The organism is Streptomyces sp. SID3212, from assembly GCF_009865405.1.
GTDB lineage: Bacteria > Actinomycetota > Actinomycetes > Streptomycetales > Streptomycetaceae > Streptomyces.
The window spans coordinates 1-1,270 of sequence record NZ_WWJY01000886.1 but is presented as its reverse complement, the minus strand read 5'-3'; the positions used below and the strand labels follow the sequence as shown (position 1 = coordinate 1,270).

The 1,270-nt window shown below is 72.3% G+C and carries 1 protein-coding gene; it reads left to right on the top strand.

The features are described 5' to 3' along the window. On the top strand, positions 1-1,065 hold a 1,065-nt coding region (locus GT042_RS26570; protein WP_161311259.1), incomplete at its 5' end, for a glycoside hydrolase family 88 protein. Positions 1,066-1,270: the final 205 nt, after the last annotated feature.

Below are 1,270 nucleotides of genomic sequence, written 5' to 3'. Positions count from 1 at the left end.
GCCCCCGCACCCGCCGCGCCCTCTTCCCAACTGCCGTCCAGGGCAGCGATCATCGGCGTGCTGCGCCGGGTCGCCGACCAGTGGATCGGCGCGCACGGCGACTCAGGTGACAACGGCTGGGCCAACGCCACCTTCTTCAGTGGTCTGCTCGCCGTGCACCGGCTGACCGGCGAGGCCCGCTACCTCACCTACGCGCGGCGCTGGGCGGAGAAACACGCCTACGGTCTGAACGGCGGCGTCACCACCCGCCACGCCGACAACCACAACGCGGGACAGGCCTACCTCGACCTGTACGAGATCGAGCCCTCGGCGCAGAAGCTCACGGCCATCGAGGCGTCCCTGCGCCGCATGGTGTACACCGACCAGCCCGCCAAGAACGACGACTGGTGGTGGGACGACGCCCTGCACATGGCCATGCCGCCGTTCGCCCGCCTGGGCAAGCTGCGCGGCGACACCCAGTACTGGGAGAAGCTCTACGGCCTCTACCACCACACCAAGCGCGTCCGGGGAGGCCCCGGTCTGTACGACGCGGCCACCGGCCTCTGGTACCGCGACGACCGGTTCCTGCCCGGGAAGATCGTCTCACCGGGCGGCAAGCCGGTGGTGTGGTCACGCGGCAACGGCTGGGTGGCCGGCGGCCACGTCAAGACGCTCAAGGCCCTGCCGTCCTCCGAACGCCACGTCGCCGAATACCGCACCGCCCTCACGCAGTTGGTGACGGCGGTGGCCCAGGTGCAGCGCACGGACGGCTTCTGGAACGTCAACCTCGCCGACCCCGCGCACCTGCCGGGACCCGAGACCAGCGGCACGTCCTTCTTCGTGTACGGCACCGCGTACGCCGTCGCCACCGGGCTGGTCGCCCGCGCCTCCTACCTGCCGGTCGCCGCGCGCGCCTGGAACGGACTGGTCGCCACCGCGGTGCACCCGGACGGTTTCCTCGGCTACGTGCAGAAGGTCGGCGACCGGCCGGAGTCGAGCCAGCCGGTGACGTACGGGAGCACCGCCGACTTCGGGGTGGGCGCGTTCCTGCTGGCCGGGTCGGAGCTGGCGGGGCTCGCGACCTGACGGACGGGCGTACCCCCCTGCGGTCGCGCGGGCCACTTCCGTACCCGCGCGACCGCAGTAGCGTGGAGGGCATGACGTTCTACGAGGAGGCGCGCGACGCGTTCCGGCGGGGTGACACCGCCGTCGTCGAGCGGCTGAGCCGGCGCGAACTGGACCGGGCGCGCGAGGCGGGCGACCCCGCGGCCGAGGTGGACGCGCTCTGCAT